The organism is Deinococcus aquiradiocola, from assembly GCF_014646915.1.
GTDB lineage: Bacteria > Deinococcota > Deinococci > Deinococcales > Deinococcaceae > Deinococcus > Deinococcus aquiradiocola.
Map to the genome: position 1 here is coordinate 210,529 of NZ_BMOE01000003.1, position 22,436 is coordinate 232,964.

General features: G+C 71.3%; 21 protein-coding genes. 9 read left to right on the forward strand and 12 right to left on the reverse strand.

Annotated features, from left to right (window positions below):
* The first annotated feature begins 314 nt into the window (after positions 1 to 314).
* The 3 genes from IEY33_RS06530 (at position 315) to IEY33_RS06540 (ending at position 3,770) form a co-directional block, all read left to right on the forward strand.
* Complete coding sequence (locus IEY33_RS06530) at positions 315 to 1,547, forward strand: peroxiredoxin-like family protein (protein WP_188961469.1); 1,233 nt, start codon at positions 315 to 317, stop codon at positions 1,545 to 1,547.
* Between the two features lie 55 nt (positions 1,548 to 1,602).
* Positions 1,603 to 2,553: a tyrosine-type recombinase/integrase gene (locus tag IEY33_RS06535; RefSeq protein WP_188961470.1), complete on the forward strand. Its 951-nt coding sequence runs from the start codon at positions 1,603 to 1,605 to the stop codon at positions 2,551 to 2,553.
* Positions 2,554 to 2,660: 107 nt separating this feature from the next.
* Complete coding sequence (locus IEY33_RS06540; protein WP_188961471.1) at positions 2,661 to 3,770, forward strand: DUF4388 domain-containing protein; 1,110 nt, start codon at positions 2,661 to 2,663, stop codon at positions 3,768 to 3,770.
* Between the two features lie 143 nt (positions 3,771 to 3,913).
* Here IEY33_RS06540 and IEY33_RS06545 read toward each other — a convergent pair whose 3' ends face one another.
* Positions 3,914 to 4,816 carry a tyrosine-type recombinase/integrase gene (locus tag IEY33_RS06545; protein ID WP_188961472.1) on the reverse strand — a complete coding sequence of 301 codons (903 nt, stop codon included), beginning with the start codon at positions 4,814 to 4,816 and terminating at the stop codon, positions 3,914 to 3,916.
* A 195-nt stretch (positions 4,817 to 5,011) separates the two neighbouring features.
* Here IEY33_RS06545 and IEY33_RS06550 point away from each other — a divergent pair, with 195 nt between their 5' ends.
* Positions 5,012 to 6,391, forward strand: a complete 1,380-nt coding sequence (locus IEY33_RS06550) for an NCS2 family permease (protein WP_188961473.1) — start codon at positions 5,012 to 5,014, stop codon at positions 6,389 to 6,391.
* Positions 6,392 to 6,465: 74 nt separating this feature from the next.
* On the opposite strand, the gene IEY33_RS06555 is transcribed toward IEY33_RS06550, so the two are convergent.
* Together IEY33_RS06555 and IEY33_RS06560 are read right to left on the reverse strand one after the other, a co-directional pair.
* Positions 6,466 to 8,073, reverse strand: a complete 1,608-nt coding sequence (locus IEY33_RS06555) for a GGDEF domain-containing protein (protein ID WP_188961474.1) — start codon at positions 8,071 to 8,073, stop codon at positions 6,466 to 6,468.
* Positions 8,070 to 9,746, reverse strand: a complete 1,677-nt coding sequence (locus IEY33_RS06560) for an HD domain-containing phosphohydrolase (protein WP_188961475.1) — start codon at positions 9,744 to 9,746, stop codon at positions 8,070 to 8,072. Before IEY33_RS06560 ends, IEY33_RS06555 begins: the two co-directional genes overlap by 4 nt.
* Positions 9,747 to 9,945: 199 nt before the next feature.
* On the opposite strand from IEY33_RS06560, the gene IEY33_RS06565 reads away from it, so the two are divergent.
* The 3 genes from IEY33_RS06565 (at position 9,946) to IEY33_RS06575 (ending at position 12,459) form a co-directional block, all read left to right on the forward strand.
* Complete coding sequence (locus tag IEY33_RS06565; protein WP_188961476.1) at positions 9,946 to 10,116, forward strand: hypothetical protein; 171 nt, start codon at positions 9,946 to 9,948, stop codon at positions 10,114 to 10,116.
* 285 nt (positions 10,117 to 10,401) lie between these two features.
* Positions 10,402 to 11,289 (forward strand): bacteriorhodopsin-like, encoded by an 888-nt coding sequence (locus tag IEY33_RS06570; RefSeq protein ID WP_229670835.1) that lies wholly within the window; start codon positions 10,402 to 10,404, stop codon positions 11,287 to 11,289.
* 138 nt (positions 11,290 to 11,427) lie between these two features.
* Complete coding sequence (locus IEY33_RS06575; protein ID WP_188961478.1) at positions 11,428 to 12,459, forward strand: Brp/Blh family beta-carotene 15,15'-dioxygenase; 1,032 nt, start codon at positions 11,428 to 11,430, stop codon at positions 12,457 to 12,459.
* 125 nt (positions 12,460 to 12,584) lie between these two features.
* Here IEY33_RS06575 and IEY33_RS06580 read toward each other — a convergent pair whose 3' ends face one another.
* Positions 12,585 to 13,664 (reverse strand): lactonase family protein, encoded by a 1,080-nt coding sequence (locus tag IEY33_RS06580; RefSeq protein WP_188961479.1) that lies wholly within the window; start codon positions 13,662 to 13,664, stop codon positions 12,585 to 12,587.
* On the reverse strand, positions 13,661 to 14,392 hold the full coding sequence (locus IEY33_RS06585; protein WP_188961480.1) for an SDR family NAD(P)-dependent oxidoreductase: 732 nt from the start codon (positions 14,390 to 14,392) through the stop codon (positions 13,661 to 13,663). Before IEY33_RS06585 ends, IEY33_RS06580 begins: the two co-directional genes overlap by 4 nt.
* 178 nt (positions 14,393 to 14,570) lie before the next feature.
* Here IEY33_RS06585 and IEY33_RS06590 point away from each other — a divergent pair, with 178 nt between their 5' ends.
* The gene (locus IEY33_RS06590; RefSeq protein WP_188961481.1) at positions 14,571 to 14,921 is read left to right on the forward strand and encodes a hypothetical protein; all 351 of its coding nucleotides are present in this window, start codon (positions 14,571 to 14,573) and stop codon (positions 14,919 to 14,921) included.
* Between the two features lie 27 nt (positions 14,922 to 14,948).
* On the opposite strand, the gene IEY33_RS06595 is transcribed toward IEY33_RS06590, so the two are convergent.
* The 7 genes from IEY33_RS06595 to IEY33_RS06625 all read right to left on the reverse strand — a co-directional run bounded on the left by IEY33_RS06595 (position 14,949) and on the right by IEY33_RS06625 (position 21,538).
* Entirely contained in the window at positions 14,949 to 15,362 is a 414-nt protein-coding gene (locus IEY33_RS06595) for a response regulator (protein ID WP_188961482.1), read from the reverse strand.
* The gene (locus IEY33_RS06600) at positions 15,355 to 16,848 is read right to left on the reverse strand and encodes a sensor histidine kinase (protein ID WP_188961483.1); all 1,494 of its coding nucleotides are present in this window, start codon (positions 16,846 to 16,848) and stop codon (positions 15,355 to 15,357) included. The genes IEY33_RS06595 and IEY33_RS06600 overlap by 8 nt, the downstream gene beginning before the upstream one ends.
* Positions 16,845 to 17,285 (reverse strand): response regulator, encoded by a 441-nt coding sequence (locus IEY33_RS06605; RefSeq protein ID WP_188961484.1) that lies wholly within the window; start codon positions 17,283 to 17,285, stop codon positions 16,845 to 16,847. The genes IEY33_RS06600 and IEY33_RS06605 overlap by 4 nt, the downstream gene beginning before the upstream one ends.
* Complete coding sequence (locus IEY33_RS06610; RefSeq protein ID WP_188961485.1) at positions 17,282 to 19,561, reverse strand: ATP-binding protein; 2,280 nt, start codon at positions 19,559 to 19,561, stop codon at positions 17,282 to 17,284. The genes IEY33_RS06605 and IEY33_RS06610 overlap by 4 nt, the downstream gene beginning before the upstream one ends.
* The gene (locus IEY33_RS06615) at positions 19,558 to 20,142 is read right to left on the reverse strand and encodes a biliverdin-producing heme oxygenase (RefSeq protein WP_188961486.1); all 585 of its coding nucleotides are present in this window, start codon (positions 20,140 to 20,142) and stop codon (positions 19,558 to 19,560) included. Before IEY33_RS06615 ends, IEY33_RS06610 begins: the two co-directional genes overlap by 4 nt.
* A gap of 198 nt (positions 20,143 to 20,340) precedes the next feature.
* Positions 20,341 to 20,976: a PepSY-associated TM helix domain-containing protein gene (locus IEY33_RS06620; protein ID WP_229670836.1), complete on the reverse strand. Its 636-nt coding sequence runs from the start codon at positions 20,974 to 20,976 to the stop codon at positions 20,341 to 20,343.
* Entirely contained in the window at positions 20,954 to 21,538 is a 585-nt protein-coding gene (locus tag IEY33_RS06625) for a DUF2271 domain-containing protein (RefSeq protein WP_188961487.1), read from the reverse strand. The genes IEY33_RS06620 and IEY33_RS06625 overlap by 23 nt, the downstream gene beginning before the upstream one ends.
* A 177-nt stretch (positions 21,539 to 21,715) precedes the next feature.
* On the opposite strand from IEY33_RS06625, the gene IEY33_RS06630 reads away from it, so the two are divergent.
* The gene (locus IEY33_RS06630) at positions 21,716 to 22,435 is read left to right on the forward strand and encodes a VIT1/CCC1 transporter family protein (protein WP_188961488.1); all 720 of its coding nucleotides are present in this window, start codon (positions 21,716 to 21,718) and stop codon (positions 22,433 to 22,435) included.
* Position 22,436 lies beyond the last annotated feature (1 nt).

Here is a 22,436-nt window from a genome sequence, read left to right on the forward strand (position 1 = left end):
CAGCGGAGGCATGGAGAGGGATGAGTCTGCTCCTCAGTTTCGCACTAAGGGAGATTAGTGCGAAAGCCGAGACCGGGTCTCGTCGGCCTCACGGGCACGCCGTGGTCCCCCCCCCCTCCCGTCCCCCTCAGAACTGTTCGGAGGCCCCTTCCTGGCCTTCCTGTGAGGCCGACCCTTGAAGGCCATCTGCACCGACCGAGCAACTGTTTTGTGCGCGTCCAAATTGCGTCATACAGGTTCGTGCGGGAAAGCTATGACGATTTCCTCTCACGCCTGACATGTTCCTGTGAGATTCTCCTCATACGATGGAAGGCATGCAGCTTCTGCCGGTCGCCCAGGTCATCAACCACACGCTCGACACCTCCGGCCCCACCGTGCTGGAGTTCGCGTTCGCCGACTCCTCCCTGAACACCACCCTGCAGATGCTGGACGGTCAGCTGCTGCGCCTGAAGAGCAACTTCCTGCCCGCGTGGTCCGTGTCGCTCGCGGACGCGGGCGTGTCGCCGCAGGCGGTGACGGAAGCGAACCTGCATGGCGGCGGCCTGGACGGCGGACTCGCGTACCTGCTGGAGCGCGGGCACCTCGACGAGCCGGAACTGCAGGCCCTCGCACGCGAGCGGGCCCTGACGGCCCTCGTCCCGATCGTCGGACGGTCCGGTATCGTGCAGGTGCACGCGGGCGGGAACGCGAGCGCCTTCCTGGCGGGCAGCGACGGCCTGCAGGTGCTGCAGAAGGCCGAACGGCTCGTGCACGTGATGGGCGAAGCGGAGCGCGCCCTGCAGCCCTCGCAGCGGTTCGAGGTGTCCCCCACCGCGTCCCTCCCGGCCGGGAGTGGCGGGCACGCCGAACGCGTGTACCGCGCCGCGATGCGCGGCCTGACGCTCGCGGAACTGTCGCAGCGTCTCCCGATGCGCTGGGACCGCCTGACACGCGAGGTGACGGCCCTCACCGAAACCGGCGCGCTGCGCGCCCAGGACGCCCGCGGTCCCCGGCAGGTCCGGCCACGCCTGCAGGCGGGCGACACCGCGCCGGACTTCTGCCTGCCCGCCATGAACGGCTCGGACCTGCGCCTCAGCGACCTGCGCGGCCAGCCGGTGTGGCTGGTGTTCAACCGCCAGAGCACCTGCGCGCTCTGCAACCCGCACAACGCGCAGCTCATCGCGCTGCACGGCCGCCTGCGCGCCCTGGGCGTGAGCGTCGTGACGGTCTGGGGCAGCACCGTGGAGGACCTCCGGGACGGCGTGGGCCGACTCGTGCCGCCGTACCCGGTGCTCGCCGACCCGAACGACGAGACGTACGACGCGTACGGCCTGCACTTCAGCTGGGCGGGCACCCTCGACCCGCGCAACCTGCCGACCCTGCTGCAGGGCGTCCGCATGATGGGCGCGAAGGCCCTGAAGAGCGACGGGGAGTTCACGCGCATGCCCGCCGAGTTCCTCATCAACCCGGACGGCACCGTGCACCGCGCGCACTACAACGCGTACGGCAGCGACTGGCTGCCGGTGGAGGACGTGCTGGCGTGGGAGGACGCCCTGCGGCGCGCCTGAAGTCCGGGTGCTACTCTGACCGTGTGCCCCGTGGGGCCGCTGGAGGACGCTACTCTTGACGCTCGTTCGCGCTTCTGACCATCTGGCGCTCGTGAACCTGACGGACCAGGCCCTGCGGGTGCGGGCCGTGCAGGCCGCGAGCACCTATGACCTCGACACGCTGGTGACGCTGATGCAGGCGTACATGACGACCGCGAGCCGCAAGGGGGCCCGCACGAGCCGCAAGACGCTCGACGCGTACTCGCTCGCCGTGCGGGACTTCGTGCCGTGGGCGCAGGCGAACGGGGTGACGCTGCTGCGTCCCGGCCTGCGGGACGGCGGGCGGTACGTCGCGCACCTGCAGACGCGCGACTCGCAGGGCCAGGGGAAGCGCGGCCGCCTGTCGCCCGCCACCGTCGCGCAGTACGTGGCCGGCGCGCGCGCCCTGTACCGCGCGCTGCGCTGGGCGGGCGCGACCGAGGCGCAGCCGTTCGAGGACGCGCACGTGCCGCCCGACCCGACGCCCGGCATCGTCAAGAACCCGCCGTACATGGACGAGATCGACGCGGCCCTCGAACACTGCGACGCGCGCCTCGCGGCGCTGCTGCTGCTGTGCGCGCACGGCGGCCTGCGCATCACGGAGGCGCTGCAGCTGCGCGTGCCGGACGTGCAGGGCACCCGGGCCGTGGTGCACGGCAAGGGCGGCAAGACGCGCGTGGTGCCGCTCTCCCGCCGCCTGCGCGACGCGCTGCGTGCCCTCCCGGCACTGGGCGAGGACGGGCACCTGTTCGGGTGGACGTACCCGCAGGCCACGTACCGCATGCAGAAGGCGTTCCGCGCGGCCGGACGGGCGGACGCGTGGCGCGGCTTCCACGCGGCCCGCAAGCACAGCGGGACGCGCCTGTACTCCGCCACCAAGGACTTCACGCGCGTCGGGCTGTTCCTGGGGCACAGCAGCGTCGACACCACCCGCCGCTACGTCGCGGTCGAGCAGGACGACGTCGCGAGCGAGGTCGAGGGCTTCTGACCCCGGACTGAGGCTGCACGTCCCGTGTCTGTACGCGACCTCACACGCGCGTCCCCCCCAACGGGCGGGGTGTGCCGCATGCTGCTGCAGGCGCACAATACGGTGAAATGAGCCGGAGCGAAGTGAGTCCCTGGACAGCAAAACGGTCCTCGGAAGGCGCGGCGGACAGCGGCACCCCGGCCAGGGCCGGACGCCACGACCCGTCGCCCACTCCGGCTGGCCCTCACGCTGCCCCGAACCCCGCCGCGATCACGCCGCCCGCGCCGAGGCGCGCGCCGATCATCGAGGGTGGCTTCACGCACGACGCCCTGCCGGACCTGTTCCGGTACCTGTGTTCCCGCGCGGAGTCGCTGATCTGGGAGCTGTCCACCCTGGCAGGCACCTTCGAGATGGTCATCGACCGGGGCACGCCGGTCGACGTGATGTTCCGCCCGGTGCGGCCCATCGGCGCGCAGGTGGGCATCAGGGCCCTGCGGATCCTGTTCCGGCAGGAGGGCGGGCGCTTCACCGTGCGGCGCGGCGAGCCGACCACGCCGCGGCAGACGCTGCATCAGAACGCCGAGAACCTGCTGATCGAACTCGCCACGCTCGACGACGAGTCCTCCGCGTCCGCCGTGATGAGCGGCACGACCTTCGACGTGTCCGCCGAACTCGACCTCGTGAAGGACCTCGCGCCGGAAGACCACCGCACCGCGTTCCGGACGCGGACCGAGCACGTGCCGCTGATCGACGTGCTGCAGCTGTTCAGCGTGAACCGGCAGGCATTCTGGGTGCAGCTGATCGGGCCTCAGGAGCGGCACATCGGGCGGCTGGAGATCGTGGCGGGCGAGGTGTTCGAGGTGGAGTACGGTCCGCTCCGGAAGGGGCGGGCCTTCACGTCGCTGCTGAAGCACGCCGAGCACGCCGTGGTGGACGTGACGCCGATCCTGTCGGCGGAACTGAAGCTGCTGGCCGCGTCGCGCGAGCACGTGCCGCTCGGGCGGCTGGACGCGCTGCTGATGCAGGAGATCCTGTCGGGCCGACTGACGGAGGACGGCCGCAAGGGCCGCCGCGTGAAGAGCAGCACCCTGGTGGACACGGTGGACGGCGCGCTCAACACCCTGGCGGGCACGCAGGTGGAGGCCGCGCCAACCAGTGCCGGCCCGGCGAGGGCCGAGGCGCCGGAGAAACCGGCGGGCGGCCTGCTGGGTCGCCTGTTCGGCCGCCGGCGCGGGTAGGGCGGGTCGGTGTCTAGACTGGTGCGGCCGAACTGGTACGGGGACGGTGTCGGTCATGAATCAACACTTATTTTATATAAACGACGAACCCGCAGACGATGCGCCCGGTGCGTTTGCCCAAACACGTCGCCAGGCACACCGGTTCATCCGCTCTGCTCCTCGGCGTACATTCGCACGAGATGCGGGTTCTCCACCCCGAGTCTCGCCGCGACCTGTTCGATGCTGCGCAGCTGCCGGTAGTAGCGTCGTCCGGCGGCGTGCCGCAGTCCGCGCCACGCCTGATACGTGACGTTGGCCTTGAGGCAGAGCGTGAAGACGCGGGCGCGCAGCTGGTTCTGGTCGGGGAAGTCCACGACGGGGGTGGGCGTGCTGAAGAGTGCGCCGCCGCCCACCTGTTCCGCGTGGGGCCGCAGGACGCGTTCGAGGTCCATGCTGATCGGCACGGTGCGGTCCGGGAGGGTCAGGGTGCCGTCCGTGAAGGACACGTGCGTCCAGCGAAGCGCGAGCACCTCGGCGGTGGTCAGGCCGCTGTGCGCGCCGAGGAGCAGCATGACGCGCTCGGGGAGGTCCGCCTGCGCGAGCAGCCTGGAGACCTCCTCGTCCGTGTAGTAGTGCCGGTGCTCGCCGGGCGTGACACGGGCGCGTTCGAGGAGACTGAACGGGTCGAGGTTGCTGGGGATGACGCCCACCTGCCGGAAGATGCGGTAGAACTTGCGGGCCTGGCTGAGCCGCGTGTTGATGCTGGCGGCGGACTGCGCGTAGCGCTGTTCGAGGTGCAGTTTGTAGTCCGCGCCGAACTGCGGGGCCGGTTCGGTCAGCGCGTACCCTTCCGCCTGAGCCCAGGCGAGCAGGTCACGGAAGGCGCTGAAGTAATTCTTGTGGCTGTGGCTGCCGGGCGCGGCCTTGAAACGCGGCGACATCAGCGTCCACGCGCCCTCGGTGTCGAAGCGGTCGAGGGCCACGCGCAGCTGCTGGGCTTCATCCTGCTCCGGCAGCTGCTGCAGCTGGGTGAGGGCACGCTGGTAGACGGAATCACGGTCGGGCACGACCATCACCTCCACGGAGAAACGGCAGGGAACGAATGGGAGCGGTACGAGGGACAGCGCGGGCGGAACGGGACAGACGAACGGCGGGGTGCGGGCACAGGAAGACCCTTATTGTATAAAATAACAGATGATACCCGCTCAGCCAAGTCCCGCACCTCACCCTGCACGCCCCCCAGCACGGTAAGGTGATCCGTCATGACCACCACCCCACCCCCCCTCGAACGGTACTTCGGCATCCGCGCCGCCGGAAGCACCGTCCCCAAGGAACTCCGCGCGGGCCTCACCACCTTCCTCACCATGAGCTACATCCTGTTCGTGAACCCCCAGGTGCTCTCCAGCGCCGTCCACATCCCGAACGCCTTCGTGCAGCTCCTCATGGTGACCGCCATCTCCGCCGCCGCCGGCAGCCTCATGATGGGCCTCATCGCCCGCTACCCCTTCGCGCAGGCGCCCGGCATGGGCCTCAACGCCTTCTTCGCGTACACCGTCGTCGGCAGCATGAAGATCCCCTGGCAGACCGCCCTCGGCGCCGTCTTCATCTCCGGCGCGCTCTTCGTGCTGCTCAGCGCCGTCGGTGCGCGGCAGGCCATCGTGCGCGCCATCCCGCTCGGCCTGAAGTTCGCCATCACGGCCGGCATCGGCACCTTCCTCGCCTTCCTCGGCCTCAAGAACGCCGGCATCGTCGTCAGCAACCCCGCGACGTTCCTCGCGCTCGGCAGCCTCACCACGCCCAGCGTGTGGCTCGCGCTGCTCGGCGTGATCCTCAGCGCCGTGCTCATCACGCGCCGCGTGACGGGCGCCGTCCTGTGGGGCATCCTCGCCACCACGCTCGTCGCCGTGCTGCTGCGCCTCCCCGTCTACCCCGGCGGCGCGAACGGCGCGCTGCAGGCCTTCCCCGGCTTCCAGGGCAGCGTCGCCGGGATCTTCGGTGCGCCCGTCTGGCCCGGCGACCTCTTCGGGCAGCTCGACCTCGCGGGCGCCCTCGGGCTGGGCGTGCTGAACGTCGTGTTCACGTTCTTCTTCGTGGACTTCTTCGACGCGACCGGCACCCTCACCGGCCTCGCGCAGCGCAGCGGGTACCTCGACGCGAACGGCGACATGCCGCGCGCCCGGCGCACCTTCGCCATGGACGGCCTCGCCGCCATGTTCGGTGCCGTGATGGGCACCAGCACCACCACCGCCTACGTGGAGAGCGCCAGCGGCATCGGCGAGGGCGGCCGCACCGGCCTCACGGCCGTCACGGTCGGCGTGCTGTTCCTGCTGAGCATGTTCCTCTGGCCGCTCGCAGCCGCCATCCCGGCCGCCGCGACCGCGCCCGCCCTGATCCTCGTGGGCGCCATGATGCTCGAAGGGGTCGTGCACGTCACGTGGAACGACATGAGCGAGGCACTGCCCGCCTTCCTGACGATCATCGCGATGCCGCTCACGTTCAGCATCGCGAACGGCGTGAGCCTCGGCGTCATCAGCTACTGCCTCATCAAGCTGCTCAGCGGCCGCGGCCGCGAGGTGCACCCCGTGCTGTACGGCGTGGCGCTGCTGCTCGTCGCCCGGTACGCATTCCTCGCGGAAGGCTGAGCCGCCCTCCCCCAACTCCGGCGGGCCAGCAACAGGGTGCTGGCCCGCCGCGCCTTTCCCGTGTGGCGTCCGTTCTAACCGGTCACGGGCTCGGGACCGGCCACGGTCACGCGGTTGCGGCCCGCGTTCTTGGAGGCGTACAGCGCCTCGTCCGCCGCCTGAAGGGTGCGTTTCACGTCGGTGCGGCCGTCCAGCACCGCCAGCCCGAAGCTCGCGGAGGTGCGCAGCCCCGGCGCGGCATCTGTCCAGTCGAGGCGTTCCATCAGGACGCGCAGGCGCTCACACACCTCCAGCGCCACCTGCACCGTCACGGCCGGAAAGATCAGAATGAACTCCTCACCCCCGAAGCGCGCGACGCAGTCCGCGCCGCGCACCGCCTGACCGAGCGACTGCGCGACCCGCGTGAGCACCAGGTCGCCCGTCAGGTGCCCGTACAGGTCGTTCACCTGCTTGAAATGGTCGAGGTCCATCAGGGCCACGACGCTGCTCGCGCCGAGCTGCGCGCGCCCGTGCAGCGTCGCCAGGACGTTCATGGCGTGCGTGCGGTTCGGAATGCCGGTCAGCGGGTCGCGCAGCGCCGCCTCGGCGAACGCGGACGCGCGCACCTCCGCGTCACGCGCCTGCTGCTCCACCTGCCCGACCAGCGCCCGCTGCTGGTGGTACGCGCGGTACAGGAGTTCCACCTGCCTCGTCACCTCGCGCTGCGCCTCGAACGCCTCCCGGTACCGGTCAAGCTGCGCGTAGGCGGTGGCGAGCGCGTCGCGGGCACGGGCACTGAGGACGTTCAGTTCCCCCGTCTCGAAAGACTGCAGGGCCAGTTCGGCGTCCTCGGTGACGCGCTGCCAGTCGCCGCGCACCTCGTGCACGTGCGCCCGGTCGAGGTACGCGCGGCCGGTCGCGACGGCGCTGCCGAGCGGCAACGCCGTCCGTACGCGCTCGTCCGCGAGGGTCTGAGCGGCCGTGAAGTCCCCGCGCCACACCGCGTACCGTACGAGGGCCTCCGTCACCGCGAGGTGCAGCAGGCCCGAGTACCCGGCGTGCTCCCACAGGCCCGTCTCGTGGAGGTGCTGCAGCAGCCGCGCAGAACGTTCCAGCTGGGGCTGCAGGTCGGGGCACTCGCGCAGGGACGCGTCCTGCCCCCGCAGCGCCTCGGACGCGCTCGTGACGAAGTTCGTGTGGAACGTCACGATCAGTTCACGCGAGTCGGCCGGGTCGAGGTTCCGGAAGTGCGGCGAGTCGAGCAGCGCGTACAGGCGCGTGGCGGCCGACGCGTACTTCTGCCGTTCGATGTCGCAGTGCGCGGCGTTCACGGCGACGAGCGCCACGCCCCGGTGATCGCCCGCCTCGCGCGCCAGCGCCTCCGCCTTCCGATACTGCGCTTCCGCGCCGATGTCGTCGAAGGCCTCGGCCTGCACGAGCGCCAGCGTCACGTGCGCCTTCGCCTGCAGGCTCAGGTCGCCGGTGCCGCGCGCGAGATCCAGGCTGGCGAGCGCGTGCGACATCGCCACGGCAGGCGTACCGACGTCCAGCGCCGTGTACGCCGCGTCGCGGTGCAGCAGGCTCAGGTCGGCCGCCCCGAGGTGCGCGCCCGCGCGAATGAGGTCCTGCAGGTCCGTGAGCGACTGAGGGAGGCTGCGCGCACCCGGCACGGCTGCGACGGTCGACAGGTGCGGATTCGTCACGTCGTCCCCGCCTCCGGAGGTGCTGCCGGTGCACCCGTGCCGTCCAGCGCCGTGAAGGCCTGCACGACCCAGGGGTCGAACTGCTGCCCGGCGCAGCGGACGAGCTCTGCACAGGCCGCTTCGGGGGTCCATGCGCGCTTGTAGGGGCGTTCGCTGGTGAGTGCGTCGTACACGTCCACCACGCTGAAGATCCGGGCGAGCAGCGGGATGGCGTTCCCGGCGAGACGGTCCGGGTAGCCGGTCCCGTCCCAGCGTTCGTGGTGGTGGCGCACGATTTCGCGCACGGCCCGCGGCACGAAGTCCTCGTCGCGGAGCATGGTGTCGCCCGTCACGGCGTGTTCCTGCATCACGCGGCGCTCCTCGGGCGTGAGAGGACCGCCCTTGCGCAGGATCTCGTCCCGGACGGCGACCTTGCCGATGTCGTGCAGGTACGCGCCCCAGCGCAGGTGACGCAGGTCGTCGCCGTGCAGGCCGAGCGCCTCGCCGAGCCGCAGGGCCAGGGTGGTGACGCGGTCCGTGTGCCCGAACGTCTCGTCGTCCCGGTACTCCAGCACCCGCCCGAGCGACCGCAGGGCCGCCTCGCGCAGCACCCGCTCCCGCTCCCGACCCCGCACGCGCTCCATGGCGCGTTCCGCGTGCGACGCGACCAGTTCCAGAAGCGAGATCAGGCCCTCCGCCGCTCCTGGACCGCCGTTCAGGCCGAGCAGGACCAGCACGCCGACCACGTCGCCCTGCGACCGGAGCGGCGTCGCCAGTCCCGGCGGGACCGCCTCCGTCTGTGGGAGGCGCCCGCCAACCAGGGCCGGGCCGTCCGGAACGGCGACCGTGCCCCGCGACGACAGGACTGCCCGCAGCACCTCCTGCACCTCGTCCAGACCGAGAGACGCTCCCGCCTCGCCGCCCCGGTCCACGGCCACGTTCAGCTGCGGGAACCCGTCCCCGCCGGACTCGAACATCCCGGCACGCGTGCAGCCCGACACGTCCACCAGGGCCGTCAGGGCGTGCCGGGCGATCTGGCCGGGGTCCGTCATGCATTCCAGGTCCGCCGAGAGGCGCGCGACCCGCTCGAACCTCCGGGCGGAACGGCAGGCGTCCTCCAGCGCCAGCAGGCGCGCGTACGCCACGCCGGCCGCCTGCGCCAGCAGCCCGAGCGCCCGCAGGTCCTCCTCACCGAGCGTCTCGCGGGAGTGCGTGGTGTCGGCCGACAGCACCCCGAACACCTTCCCTTCCGGATCCACGAGCGGCACCCCCACGTACATGCCGGGCAGCGGCGTGCCGCCCAGGTGGTACGCGCCCGGGTGGAACTGCACCTGCGGCACGAGCCTCGCGCGCTGCTCACCGAACACCTCCCACGACAGGCCGATGCCGCGCGCGACGCTGCGTCCCACCGCCTCGTCCGCGCGGTTCCCGGCGGCCGCGACGACCTCCAGCCGTTCCGGCCCGCCCCGGTGCAGCAGCGCGAGGGCGGTCGTGGCACAGGTGATGGAGAGCGCGGTATCCACACACCGCTGAAAGACGTCCTGCGACGACTGCGCGAGGTGCACCAGCGCCTGCGGGTCGAGCGGCGGTTTCGGCAGGGCCGGATCGTGCAGCGGGAGGGGCAGCGGCGGCGTCACCGGTTCCTGACCGCGACTCCCGGCAGCGCGGGAGCGGGGACCCGAATGGTCGAACATGGCGTCAGGGTACGTCAGATCGTCTGTCATGGACGTCACATCTGGATAAACATGAGGGTCCGCACGCACGCCGTTCCTGAAGGGCGCTTCACCGCGCGCCTACGCACCCGGTCACGGGATGGCCTACCGTGGCGGAATGGGAGAACCCTCTCCCCTCCTCGCCGGTCGAGCACCCGCGAACCCCACCTGGAGGCCCAGCATGACCGACAAGCACCACGACCGCCACGCGACCGACGATACCACCGCCACGCCCGCGCCCACCGCCGATCAGACGCCCGTCTCGGACGATCACACCCCGGACGCGGACCTTCAGGGGAAGGAAGGAACGCACGGTCGCCCCACGGACGACGCGGACCCCGGCCACAGCTGAGCACCCCGGGCACCCGGCGTGGCCTGACCGGACGGCCCCGTCCCGGTGCCACGGCTGAAACAGCGAACAAGGTGCCGGCGTCACAGGCCGACTGACCCCCGCGAGCGTGGCGGGGGTGGCCTTTGTAGCCCCTCACCACATCAGATGAAAAGTGTATGAACCGCTCAATTGGGCGCGTCGTCAGACTCTTACCTTGCCCTTGTAATCATACAAGCCGCAGGTATCCGGGACGAACCTCTCGTTCTGGAAGTCGCCTGTGGCTGAACGATGCGACAAGGAGATCCGGTGAAGCTGATTCGCCTCGCGCCTCTGCTCGTGCTGCTGTCCGGTCTGGGGCTCGCCCAGAAAGCTGTTCCGGCCACACTCTCGGCAGGGCAGTTTTCCACGGTCTACAACTTCTTCTCGTTCGCCATCGCGGCGATGGGCGCCTCCACCATCTTCTTCTTCCTGTCGCGCTCCGAGGTCGGCCCGAAGTACCGGATCGCCATGCTGGTGTCCGGACTGGTCGTCAGCATCGCCGGGTACCATTACCTCAGGATCTTCAACAGCTGGGACGCCGCGTACACCCTCAAGGACGGCGCGTACGTCTTCAGCGGTCAGCCGTTCAATGACGCCTACCGTTACGTGGACTGGCTGCTGACCGTTCCCCTGCTGCTGCTGGAGACGGTCGCCGTGCTGGCCCTGCCGGCCGTGCAGAGCCGCAGCCTGATCTGGCGACTCGTGATCGCGTCGGCCCTGATGATCATCCTCGGTTACCCCGGCGAGATCGGGACGCTGACCGCCCGCTTCTGGTGGGGACTGGCGAGCACCGTGCCGTTCATCTACATCCTGTGGCTGCTGTGGGGCGAGCTGGGCCGCGCCGCGTCCCGTCAGAAGCCGGAAGTGCAGCTGTACTCCCGCAACATGAAGCTGCTGCTGCTGTTCTCGTGGGGCGTGTACCCCATTGCCTACGCCCTCCCGATGCTCGGCATCACCGGCGGGGAAGCGGTGATCGGGGTGCAGGTCGGGTACACCATCGCGGATGTGCTCGCCAAACCCATCTTCGGTCTGCTCGCCTATGCCATCGCCATCACCAAGACCCGGCAGGACCTGGGCCTGAGCGAGGACGACGAGCTGGTCCCGAACCCCACGGCCGTCTCTCCCCGCCCGGGCCTGGCCCAGGGCACCGACTGACCACGGCGTGAACCCGCTTCAGCCCGTCCCCCGGCCACGCCTGGAAGGGCGGGCGGCCGGACGCCGCAGCAGACCCTCCGGAAGGCGGACCGGACCGTGCCGCCCGGCTGTGCCGGGCGGCACCAGGGAGGCCAGACCATGAAATCCACTCCCGACCTTCCGGTGTACCCGCCGCAGCGCCTGCGCACCCTGTCCCTGGGGACGCGCTGGCCGTCCGCGGTCTTCGTTCCCCAGATCGCGGTGCTGGCGTTGCTCGTCAGCTGGCTGCTCGCCCCGGCGGCACTGGAACACCTGATGTACCTGCCGCTGCTGGTGAGCACCGTGCTGTTCGGCATTCCGCACGGGGCGCTCGACCACCGGGTTCCGGGCCGGATGGGCTGGGCCTGGGGTCGCCGTCCACGGCTGGTCCGGCTGTACCTGCTGGGGTACGCCCTCCTGGCGGCAGCGACCCTGGGGGGCTGGCGGCTCGCTCCGGACGCGGTGTACTGGGGGTTCCTGCTCGTGTCGCTGCTGCACTGGGGGCAGGGTGACCTGCACCATCTGGAAGCCGTCCAGGGTCGGGGACGGGCCGGACCGTGGAGTGCCCCGCTGACCCTGCTGGCGCGCGGCAGCCTGCCGATCCTGCTGCCCCTGCTGGTGTTCCCGGACTGGTTCGCCCGGCTGGCGGCAGGACTTCACCGGGTGTTCGGAGTGCCCGTGCCGTCCGGGCCGCTCTTGAGCGGGCCAGTGACCGCAGCACTCGCCGCTGCACTGGTGGTGCTGCTGCTGGCCTACGTGGCCGATACGCTCGTGTCGAGCCGCGCCGTCCTGCAGGAGCTGGGCGAGACCGGCATGCTGCTGGCCGTGTTCGCGCTGGTGCCCGCGCCACTGTCGATCGGTCTTTACTTCTCGCTGTGGCACGCCTGGAGGCACCTGGGCAGGCTCCTGACCCTGCCCGCAGGCCCTCAGGCCGGGGCGGCCAGCGTGCGGCGACTGGCACTCGACCTGCTGCCGATCACGGTGATCGCGCTCGGCATGCTCGCCGCCCTGTACGTCTGGGCCGCTCCGCGGGTCCAGGGGACCGAAACGTTCGCCGCGCTGTACCTGGCCCTCATCGCGGCCCTGACCCTGCCGCACGCGCTGCTCGTGGCGCTGATGGACCTCCCGGCCCTCAGGGTCGCCGGGGACTGAAGGGGACTCCGTGCCCCGAGTGGCACACCGACGGTTTTCTGACGCTTCATGCCGGGCAGGAGGGTGCGGCTGACCACGCCTGCCCGCTCCCGGAATCACTTTCAGGCGCGGGCCACGGTGCCGGGTCAGGGCAGGAAGGCGAAGCAGGCGGGCGTCGGGCACGGGAAGGTCCTGCCGTCCGCGAGGTGACCCGTTTCCGGATCCCGGCGGTACACGGCGAGCGTGGACGAGTCCTGGTTGCCCACGATCAGGAAGCGGCCGTCCGGGCTGAGGACGTGCGCGCGTGGCGTCCTGCCGAGCGTCGGGACGGCCTGGATGGCGCTCAGGGAGGTGGCCGTCCCGGTCGCGGGGTCCCCGGTGCCGGTGGCGAGCACGTGCAGTTCGTCGCTTCCGCGCGAGGCGACGTACGCGAAGCGGCCGTCTGGGCTGACGGCCACGCTGCTCGCGTCCGCCTTCGCCCCGGCGGGGACGGGCAGCGGGAGGACCTGCAGGGTGTGCGGGGCGCCCGTGTCCGGGTCACGGGCGAGCAGGGCGACGCTGGCCGTGAGTTCCAGCGTGAGGACCGCGTGCCGTCCGTCCGGCGTGAAGGCCAGGTGACGCGGCCCGCTGCCGGGCGGCAGGGTGAGCGTCCCCGCAGGGGTGCCCGGGGCGGCCCGCAGGTCGACCGTCCACACGCGGTCGCTGCCGAGGTCCGGCACCCAGGCGTGGCGGCCGTCCGGGCTGACGGTGACGCTGTGCGGGTGCGGGGCGTCCTGCCGGGACGCGTCCGGGCCGTGGCCCTGCACGTGCGCGAGGACCTGTGCCTCGTCCGGCTGCCCGTCCGTGCCGAGCGTGAAGCGAGCGAGGGCCGCGCCGATCCCGTAGTTCACGCACAGCAGCGCGGCGCGCGCGGCGTCCAGTTCGGCGTGGACCGGGTACGCACCGCCGCTGGCGCGCGTGACGAGGTGCCGCGCCGTGCCGTCCGGCCCGAGCCGGTACGCGCGGACCTCGCCGGGGTCGAGTTCGTGCACGGTGTACAGCACCTCTCCGTCCGGGTGCAGGGCCAGCCAGGTGGGGTTCGGGGCTTCCAGCAGCGTGCCGAGCGGCGTGACCTCGCCGGAGTGCAGGTCGAGGCGGTGGCGGGTGACGCCCAGCCCGTCCGGGTGCGGCACGTGCCCCTCGGGGCGGGTGTAGCTCCCGACGAGGAAGTCCAGGTGGGTCGTCACGCGCCGGGACCGCCGTGGGCCTGCAGGCGTGCCAGGACGCTGCGGGCGTACACTTCGGGCGCGCCGGTCTGCAGGGCCTCCACGATCAGGGCGCCGGCCGATTCGGCGCTGTCGCCGTGCCGGTATCCGGCGGCGCGGTCCGGGGTGCTGCCGACCGAGTTGCGGCCGAAGTCGGTGTCGGTCATGCCGGGGTGGACGAGGCTGACGGTGATGCCGTCCGGCGCGAGTTCCTCTCTGGCGATGAGGGTCAGGTTGTTGAGGGCGTGCTTGGTGGACGAGTACGGGGCGAGGCCCGGCACGAGCGTCTTGGTGGTGCCGGAACTGACGTTCACGATGCTGCCGCCGCCCTGCAGCCGCATGAGGGGCACGACGGTCTGCATGGCGTTCAGGATGCTGACGACGTTCAGGTCGAAGAGCTGCCGGTACGCGTCGAGCGAGGCGTCCATGACGGGGACGTGCATGCCGCGGCCGGCGTTGTTGACGAGCGCGTCGATGCGGCCGTAGTGGGCGTGCGTGCGGGCGATCATGTGCCGCACGGCGAGGTCTTCGAGCATGTCGGTCGGCACGGCGAGGGAGCCGGGCAGTTCGGCCTGGATGGCCTGCAGGGTGCTGGCGCTGCGGGCGGCGAGGGCGACGCGGGCGCCCTGGGCGGTGAGGAGGCGGGCGGCGGCGAGGCCGATGCCGCTCGACGCGCCGGTGACGAGCACCACTTTCCCGGTGAGGTCCATACCCTGCATTGTGCCACTCCGCGCCGGACGAGGCGGGCCGGGCCGGGGAGCGTGGAAGGGGCGTGCTGCGGCCTGCCGGGGAGGGTGGGGGTGAGCGTACCGCCGGGAGTTCAACGGGAACCGAAATTCTGAGAGAATTCCGCTTGACACAGAGCGCCGCAGAGGGCATGGTGTGCGGGTGAATTTCGTGGTGGTCGCCGTGTGGGCGTACGTGGGGTGGGGCGTCATGAGCGGCGTCAGGCAGCTCGGGCGGGAGGCGCGCGGCAACGGACCGATGCGCGAGGCGGGCGCGGCGCAGCTGCTCGGGCGGCTCTTCACGCTGATGGTCGTCCACGGTCTGCTGTGGCCCGCCTTCACGCTGCGCCTGCCGCACAGGCGCCGAAAAGGCGCCGGACGCGGGGGCCGGACCGCCCGCCGACCGCGCGCGCGCCGCACCACTTCACCGGGCCGCGCCAGACGCGCGGCGAAGCCGGAGGTCGGCGCGGGCGTCCGCCGGCGCACCCCGGCAAAACGCCGCAGGCCCGCCTGAGCCGCCGGTCGCACAGGACAGGTGAGCCTACGGCGTGGGCGTGATCGCCACGTCCCGCCAGTAGTTCAGGAGCTTCTGCACGTCCGCGAAGAACTCCAGCACGTCGAGCGGCTTGGTGACGTAGGCGTTCGCGCCCGCCTCGTAGCAGCGGTCCACGTCCTCCGGCGACGCGGAGTTCGTGAGGATCACGACCGGCACCGCGCGCAGCAGCGGGTCGCGCTTCATGACGCGCAGCACCTCCAGGCCGTTCATGCGCGGCATGTTCAGGTCGAGCAGCACCAGGCCCGGCACGTCCCGCTCGTCCCGGAGCGCGGCGATGGCTTCCACGCCGTCCCGCGCGAGCTGCATCCGGAACGGCTGGTCGCTCATCAGGCAGGCCTCCTCCATCAGCATCGCCTCGTTCGCGTTGTCTTCCACCAGCAGGACCGTGAAGTCAGGCATGCGCGGCCCTCCGGGCGTCCAGGGCGGGCAGGGTGAACAGGAAGGTGCTGCCCTCGCCCGGCGTGGACTCCACCCAGATGCTCCCGCCGAGGCGTTCCACAATGCGGCGGCACACCGACAGCCCGATCCCGTTCCCGGGGTACGCCTTGCGGGAATGCAGGCGCTGGAACAGCGCGAAGATCTGGTCACTGTACTGGGGGTCCATACCGAGGCCATTATCGCTCACGCGCAGCGTCCAGGTGTCCCCCGTGCGTTCGGCCGTCACGTGAACGACGGGCGGCACGCCGGGCCGCCTGAATTTCAGGGCGTTGCCGAGCAGGTTCAGGAAGAGTTGCGTCATCAGGGCCGCGTCGGCCTGCACGGTCGGGAGGGCGCTGTGGGTGACGGTCGCGTTCGCCTCGCGCAGCGAGACCTGCAGGTCCTGCAGGACCGTGGCCAGCAGCCGGTCGAGGTCGCAGGCGGCCTGCACGGGTTCCTCCTGCCCGATGCGCGCGAAGCCGAGCAGGTCCTCGATCAGGCGGTACAGGCGGCCCGCACCTTCCGTCACCTGCGCGAGGTACGTCTGGCCGCGCGCGTCGAGCATCGGACCGTAGCGCTGGTCAATGAGCTGCGTGTAACTGGAGATGGTCCGCAGCGGTTCCTTGAGGTCGTGCGACGCGACGTACGCGAACTGTTCCAGGTCGCGGTTGGATCGGCGCAGGTCCTCAGTGCGCTCCAGGACGCGGCGCTCCAGCGTTTCCCGCAGGTCGCGTTCCTGCTCGTGCGCGGTCGCCCGCCCGAGGGCCTGCGCGCACACGCCCGCGAAGGTCTCGGTCAGGGCGTCGTCCGGGACGCCGTGAAGATCCGGGAAATGCAGGTGCAGGAGGGCGTCCTCACCGAGCGGGAGCTGCTGCATCTGCCCGCCGGGCGCGGGGTTGCCATGCGAGACGTCCGGCTGGCCGGGCACGGTGACGCGGGCGTGGTCCGCCCCGAGCGTCTCGGCGCACTGCGCGCAGACCTCCATGACGTCCATGAGGCGGGTCGCGGCGTTCAGCCGGACCAGCAGGCCCTGCAGCGCAGCGGTGCGGCGGGACGCGCGCGCGACCTCCTGCTCCAGCCGGTAGCGTTCCACGGCCTGCTCGACCGCGTGCCGCAGTTCGGGCGCGCCCAGACGGTCCTTGACGAGGTAGTCCTGCGCGCCGCCCTTCATGGCGTTCACGGCGACGCGCTCGTCACCCAGGCCCGTCAGCATCACGACCGGGCAGGTGCCCCGCACCTCGGCCAGCACCTCCAGGCCCGTCAGGTCCGGCAGGAGGTAATCGAGCAGCAGGCAGTCGGGCGCGGAGGCCTGCAGCGCCGCGAGGGCCGGTTCGCCCAGCGCGTACGTCTGCACGGTCACGTCCTGGCCGGGCCAGGTGAGCAGGTGACGCAGGTACACGCTCAGGTCGTCGGGGTTGTCCTCGACGATCATCAGGCGCAGCGGGAGGGGTTGCGCTGCGTCCGTCACGCCTCCACCGGCGCTTCAGGCAGCACCGCCACGCCCAGCCAGAACTCGAAGAGCCGCCCGAGCTGCTCGGTGTACTTCTCGAAATTCACGGGTTTCAGCATGTAGCTGTTCACGCCGCTCTGGTAGCAGGCGGCCACGTCGCGCGGGTTGCTGGACGTGCTGAGCACCACGACCGGCACGCGCCGCAGGGTGGGCGTCGCCTTGAGTTCCGCGAGCACCTCGCGGCCGTCCGTGCCGGGCAGGTTCAGGTCCAGCAGCACCAGGCTCGGCCAGACGGCCTCGGTGTACGGCCCGCGTCCGAACAGCGCGTCGAGCGCGTCGTCGCCGTCCAGGCAGCGCAGCACGCGGTCCGTGCGTCCCAGCTTGCGCATCGCCCATTCGAGCGCCATGAAATCCTCGTCACTGTCTTCCACCACCAGCACCGGTCCCACCTTCATGCCTCCAGGGTAAAGCAGAAGGTGCTGCCCTGACCGTACACGCTGTTCACCCACAGTTGACCGCCGTGGCGTTCCACGATCTTGCGGGCGATGGTGAGGCCCGCGCCGGTCCCGCCGCCGAACTGGTCGCGGGCGTGCAGGCGCTTGAAGATCCGGAAGATGTTCTCGAAGTGCCGCTCCTGGATACCGATGCCGTTGTCACGGACGTACAGGATGGTGGCCTGCGGCGACACGCCGTCCGGGACGCGCAGGTCACCGCGCTCGTCCGGTGCGAGCGCGCCGAGTTCGATGAAGCGTTCGGGCTTGTCGGTGTACTTCACGGCGTTCGCGACGAGGTTGCTGAACACCTCCAGCAGCCGCACGCGGTCGTGCGGCATGCTGGGGAAGGTGCCGTGCCAGCGGATCTCGACGCCGTCCTGCTCCAGGCGGGGGCGCAGGATGTCGACCGCGTCGCGCGCGACGACGCCGACGTCGCCGTTGATGAAGCTCAGGTCCACGCGGCCCACGCGGGAGTACAGCAGCAGCGAGTCGATCAGGTCCTCCATGCGCTGCGTGAGGCGCACCAGCGTACGGAGTTTCGACACGCCGTCCTCGTCGAGGCGGTGCTCGTACGCCTCCATCAGGAAGGTGGAGTAGTTGTGCAGGCCGCGCAGCGGTTCCTTGAGGTCGTGCGACGCGATGTACGCGAACGAGTCCAGCTCGGTGTTCGAGCGTTCCAGTTCCTCGTTGAGCGCGCTGACGCGTTCGGTGCTGCGCAGCACGACCGAGATGATCGAGTGCCGCAGTTCCTGCGCGGCCAGCACTTCCGCCTGCTGCCAGTCGCGGCTGCGGCCCCGCACGGTCTCCTGCCACGCCGCGAAGCTCTTGCGGGGCGAGAGGCGCTCCTGCCCGTCCGGGCCGGGCGTGGCGACCTTGGTGGGGTCGCCGCCCCACAGCACGGTCTGCAGTTCCTCGGGGCGGAACCACATCACGTAGTCGCGCCGCCCGCGTGAGATCTGCACCGACAGCAGGCCGCTCGCGACGTCCGCGTAGGCCTGCGCGGGCGGGTACTCGTCCGGCAGGCCGCTGGTGTGCAGCACCTCGGCGTCCGCGTTCACGGACAGCCATTCGGTCAGGGCGCGCACCTCGTCGCGGGTCGGGGTGACGCCCAGCAGCACCACCTCGCTGTTCAGGCAGATGGCGGCGCCCGGCGCGTCCACGAAGTCCAGCAGGTTGAAGTCATGCCGGATGAGGCCCTCGACGAGGTCGCGTTCCTCGGCCATCAGTTCCACGAACTTCGCCTGCGCGGACTTCAGCTGCAGGCGGTACGTCTGCAGCTGCTGCTCGGCCTTGGCGCTCAGCTGCACGCTCAGGAACTGCCCGAGGAACTCGCAGCCGCTGCGCACGTCGTACGGCAGCAGGCGCGGCGTGGCGTGGTGGCAGGCGATCAGGCCCCACAGCTGGTCGCCGTCCAGCAGGCTGATGCTCATGCTGGCCGCGACGCCCATGTTCGCGAGGTACTCCAGGTGGATGGGGCTCACGCTGCGCAGCACGCTGTACGTCATGTCGAGCGGCGCGTCGTGGTCCGGCAGGGCCAGCATCGGAACGGGCGTGTAGCGGGCGTCCGAGATGATGCGCAGCATGCTCTTGACGTACATGGCGCGCGCCTGCCGGGGAATGTCGGACGCGGGGTAGCGCAGGCCCAGGTAGGGCGTCATGGCGGGGCTCGCGGCCTCCGCGACGACGGTGCCGGTGCCGTCCTCCGCGAAACGGTACACCATCACGCGGTCGAAGCCGGTGAGGGCCTGCACCTCGCGCGCCGCGACCTCGCAGCACTCCTGCACGCTGCCGGTGGCGCTCAGGCGCGTCAGGCTGCGCTTCACGGCCGGGTACACGTCGGCGCTCACGGCGCGGGCCGTGCCCTCGAACTCCAGCACGGTCTGCTCGCCGCGCCGGTGCGCGATCACGTCGTAGGGGCCGCGTTCCTGCACGCGGGCACTCAGGAGGTACAGGGGGTTGTCGCGCAGGTCCTCGGTGCGTTCGGCGTGCAGGACGCGTTCGGCCACGTCCGGCGCGAGGAGTGCCGTGAGCGGCTGGCCGAGCAGCGCCGACACCTCCAGCCCGAAGAGGTCGGCGGTGTTCGCGCTCGCCTGCACGATCCGGCCCTGCTGCAGCACGAGCATCGCGCCGTGCGGCTGGATGGAGCCCGGCACGTGGATCGGTTCGCGGTCGCAGCTCGTGAGGTCCACGTCCTGCTGGCCCTTCAGGCGGGCCGGGACCGGGGTGGGCTCGGTCATGCGACGGCCTCCCGGGGGACGTGCAGGCGCGTGAAGCCGGTGAAGGCGTGGCGTGCGCCGAGCACGGCGTCGTCACGGAAGGCGTCCGGGGCGGGGTCCGCCTCCCAGCGGGCCGTGATCAGCGTCCCGAAGGTCCGCCAGCGCAGCGCGGTGGCCGGGCCGTCCGCGCCGCCCGCCCCGAAGAACGCGAGGCCCTGTCCGGCCGGGAGCGGCAGGCGGGCCTGCAGGTGGCGGGCGATCACCTGGCCGCCCAGGCGGGCGCCCTCGGTGACGTACAGCGCGCCCCACGCCTGCCCTTCGCTCTGCAGGCCCAGCGGCGCGCCGGGCCCGGCGGGAGCCTTGACGCCCAGGGCGCTCAGGTCGCCGTGCAGCGCGGCGAGCGCGGTGAGCGGCAGGACAGCGGTGGTCTCGGCGGGCAGCCAGCGGCGCAGGTCGTCCTCGATCGGCGCGTACAGGGCCGCGAGGCCACACAGCAGCGCCACGTACCGGTCGAGCGTGAGGGCAGGGTCGAGGATGTTCAGGGACGCTTCCGCCTGCGCGTGCTGCGCGTGCGTGTGCGTCTTGAGGTCGGTGAGGATCATGCGGGGCCTCCGGTGCGCCCGGACCCGGCGCGGCGGTCGGGACGGGCGAGGAACTCGGAACGGGGGGCGGGAGTCACGTGCCCGCATGATAGACGCTCCCTCTCACGGCCACCTGACGCGGAATCACAGGAAGGCCGGGCCGCCCGCCCCGGTGAGGAGGCGGGCGGCCCGGCAGGGGAACCGCAGAAGGAGGCCGGATCAGAGCGCGAAGTGCATCAGCAGACCCACGGCGACGCTTCCACCCAGCAGGGCGAGGAGGGCCGAGGCGCGCAGCTTCTTGAGGTACAGCAGCATCGCGAGGCCCGTGAGGGAGATCAGGATCAGGAAGTACCCGGCGAGGTCGAGGGCGACGGACCACGCGCTGCCCGAGTCGCGGCCCCGGTGCAGGTCGCCCATCGCGGCCACCCAGCCCTGCGAGTCGACGTTCGCGGTGTACGTGCCCGTCGCGGGGTCGATGGTGACGTCGGCGCTGTAACCGGGCGCGCGGAAGCTGAGGGTGTCGCCGCCCGGGTCGGCGCGGTAGTCGCCGGCGGTGCCGTGCAGGCCGCGCGTTTCGAGGGCGCGCGTGACCTTCAGCCAGTCGACGGCGTTCCCGGCGCGCCAGTCGGCGGGGAGGGTGCCTGTCACGGTGCTGCGCGTCTCGGTGCTGCCGAGCGTCCAGTCGGGGTGGTTGAGGAGTACGCCGGTCGCGGAGAAGAACAGCACGATCAGCAGGCTGATCATGGAGGTGTACACATGCAGCCAGCGGGCGACGCCGTAACTGCGCTGCCTGACGCTGCGGGGGCGGCGGGCGGCGCGGGCGGGCGGGGCGTCAGGCGTGCTTGCGGTACTCAACCTTCACATCCTTCAGTTCGGCGTTGTCGGCGAGGCTCTGTTTGAGGGGCGTGGCGGCGAGCGTGACCCGGGCGGACGTGAGGCTGTACGGGCCGTGCTCACGGGCGCTCTCGACGTTCACGGTGTACGCGCCCTGCGGGACGGCCTTGCCCTGGTCGTCCCTGCCGTCCCAGACGACGGTGTACGTGCCGGGCTGTCGGGTGGGGCTGGTGGTGGTACCCGTGAGGGCGGGCGTGCTGGACGCGGCGGTGAACCAGCGGCGCAGTTCGTCGAGGTAGCGGTTGCCGCGCGGCGGGTTGAGCATCCAGAGGCTGACGGTGCGGACGGGCTTGCCGGACGCGTCCTCGATCCACACGGCGACGTAGGGGCGCTGGTAGCGCCCGCCGGTGGACGCGAAGGTCGTGAAGGTCACGGCGAGTTCCATGGCGGCGTTCCACGGGACGGCCTTGGTGGGCGCGACGGCCCCTGCGAACCGGCCGAGGGCGAGGGTGGCGGCGGCAGCGGCGCTGCGGGCGAGGAAGCCTCGGCGGGTGACGACGCCGTTCTTGATGGTGTGACGCATGGAGTCTCCTGGGGTGGGTCCGTGTGAGTGGGGCGGAACGGTCGGGAGGCCCGCACGGGGCGGGCGTCCGCTCAACGCAGTCTGGCGCCGCCCGGTTAACGCAGGGTTAACAGCGGGGCGTACACTGCCTTCACGGTTCGCCCCGGTGCGCTGGACGGCGCGCCCGGCGGAGGCACGATGTACAGAGCGGTCAGCAGGCACAGGGAAACGCATTTCACGGGGTCGGAAACGGTGCGGGACGTGGTGATCGGCATGAGCGACGGGCTGACCGTGCCGTTCGCGCTGGCGGCGGGCCTGTCGGGCGCGGTGGCGAGCGGGCACGTGGTGCTCGTCGCGGGCATCGCGGAGATGGCGGCGGGCAGCATCGCGATGGGCCTGGGCGGGTACCTCGCGGCGCGCAGCGAGCACGAGTCGTACGTCGCGGAGCGCGCCCGTGAGGAGCGCGAGGTGGAAGAGAAGCGGGACGCGGAGATCGACGAGGTGCGCGAGGTGTTCGCCAGGTACGGGCTGAGCGGCGAGCCGCTGGAGGCCGCGACGCGGGCCATCGTGAGCGACCGCACGGCGTGGGTGGATTTCATGATGCGCGAGGAGCTGGGACTGGAGGAACCGGACCCGAAACGGGCGTTGCGCTCGGCCGTCACGATCGGCGGGTCGTACATCCTGGGCGGCGTGATTCCGCTCGCGCCGTACGCGCTGAGCCTGTCGGTGGGGCGGGCGCTGCTGTGGTCGGTGGTACTCACGCTGGTGGCGCTGTTCGTGTTCGGGGCGCTGAAGGGGCGCTTCACGGGCGTGCCGGTGTGGCGCAGCGCGCTGCAGACGACGCTGGTGGGGGCGGCGGCGTCGGCGGTGGCCTTCATGATCGCGCGGCTGGTGTCGGGCGGCGGCGCGTCACTGTAGG

Bases quoted from the DNA above. Each gene is read 5' to 3' on its own strand.
- IEY33_RS06560 (WP_188961475.1), bottom strand. From the start codon at position 9,746: ATGTTCGACCATTCGGGTCCCCGCTCCCGCGCTGCCGGGAGTCGCGGT.
- IEY33_RS06565 (WP_188961476.1), top strand. From the start codon at position 9,946: ATGACCGACAAGCACCACGACCGCCACGCGACCGACGATACCACCGCC.
- IEY33_RS06605 (WP_188961484.1), bottom strand. From the start codon at position 17,285: ATGAAGGTGGGACCGGTGCTGGTGGTGGAAGACAGTGACGAGGATTTC.
- IEY33_RS06575 (WP_188961478.1), top strand. From the start codon at position 11,428: ATGAAATCCACTCCCGACCTTCCGGTGTACCCGCCGCAGCGCCTGCGC.
- IEY33_RS06630 (WP_188961488.1), top strand. From the start codon at position 21,716: ATGTACAGAGCGGTCAGCAGGCACAGGGAAACGCATTTCACGGGGTCG.
- IEY33_RS06615 (WP_188961486.1), bottom strand. From the start codon at position 20,142: ATGATCCTCACCGACCTCAAGACGCACACGCACGCGCAGCACGCGCAG.
- IEY33_RS06585 (WP_188961480.1), bottom strand. From the start codon at position 14,392: ATGGACCTCACCGGGAAAGTGGTGCTCGTCACCGGCGCGTCGAGCGGC.
- IEY33_RS06530 (WP_188961469.1), top strand. From the start codon at position 315: ATGCAGCTTCTGCCGGTCGCCCAGGTCATCAACCACACGCTCGACACC.
- IEY33_RS06610 (WP_188961485.1), bottom strand. From the start codon at position 19,561: ATGACCGAGCCCACCCCGGTCCCGGCCCGCCTGAAGGGCCAGCAGGAC.
- IEY33_RS06540 (WP_188961471.1), top strand. From the start codon at position 2,661: ATGAGCCGGAGCGAAGTGAGTCCCTGGACAGCAAAACGGTCCTCGGAA.
- IEY33_RS06595 (WP_188961482.1), bottom strand. From the start codon at position 15,362: ATGCCTGACTTCACGGTCCTGCTGGTGGAAGACAACGCGAACGAGGCG.
- IEY33_RS06550 (WP_188961473.1), top strand. From the start codon at position 5,012: ATGACCACCACCCCACCCCCCCTCGAACGGTACTTCGGCATCCGCGCC.
- IEY33_RS06625 (WP_188961487.1), bottom strand. From the start codon at position 21,538: ATGCGTCACACCATCAAGAACGGCGTCGTCACCCGCCGAGGCTTCCTC.